The 761-nt window shown below is 63.2% G+C and carries 1 protein-coding gene; it reads left to right on the top strand.

The features are described 5' to 3' along the window. A partial coding sequence (locus EN738_RS34755; protein WP_127287412.1) for a hypothetical protein occupies positions 1-736 on the top strand: 736 nt, incomplete at its 5' end. Between the last annotated feature and the right edge of the window lie 25 nt (positions 737-761).

Below are 761 nucleotides of genomic sequence, written 5' to 3'. Positions count from 1 at the left end.
GGTGCAACTGGCCTATCCCAATGCGCAGAAGAGCGCCGACGAAAGATCGTTCACGCTGGAACCCCATACCAGCATCTCCCTGACGCTGCGGGAAGGCGACAATTCATTCGGCCTGGTCTGCAAGGTCTGGCCCGCCCATGACGACCTGCTGCTGGTCGCTGTGCCACTGATCGACAGCGCCAAGTCCGGCGACGGCCAGCATGTCGGCGATATCGAGATTCTCGTCCTCGACATGAACAGCCTGCGCGTGCGCCAGCGCCTGCTCCAGCCCGGGCTGATGAATGATGATGCCATCTACATCCGCAAGATCGAGTTCGATACCGGCCGCTACAGGCTGGCGCCCGATGTAAGCGCCTTCGGCCTGCGCATCGAAATGGCAAGCGATTCTCGGCCCAATCCCTTCCGTGAAACCGACCTCAGGCTCTATGCCCTCACCCGCGATGGGCTGCGCCTGGTGCTCGACGGCCTCGTCGTCGACAGCTATGGCGGCGAAGGCGACGCCAATTGCGCCGGATCCTTTCATTCCAGCAAAGCCGGCCTGTCAATGCGATCGGCGAGCCACCACGGTTACCGCGACATCAGCGTGGTCGAGCGGAGGGATACCGACGAGCCCGACCTCGACACGCAGGGCGAATGCCAGTCGCACCCCGGCAAGCCTGTGAAACGAACCTACCGGCTCCGCTTTGACGGCAACCGCTATCCGGTTCCGGCGGCGCTCAAGGCCTTGGAACCGTGAGAAGGCTGCTTGCACAGCGGTGCCT

Origin of the sequence: Mesorhizobium sp. M4B.F.Ca.ET.017.02.2.1 (assembly GCF_003998955.1) — a bacterium.
In the GTDB taxonomy this organism is placed as follows: Bacteria; Pseudomonadota; Alphaproteobacteria; order Rhizobiales; family Rhizobiaceae; genus Mesorhizobium; species Mesorhizobium abyssinicae.
This window is presented reverse-complemented; position numbering and strand designations above follow the sequence as displayed.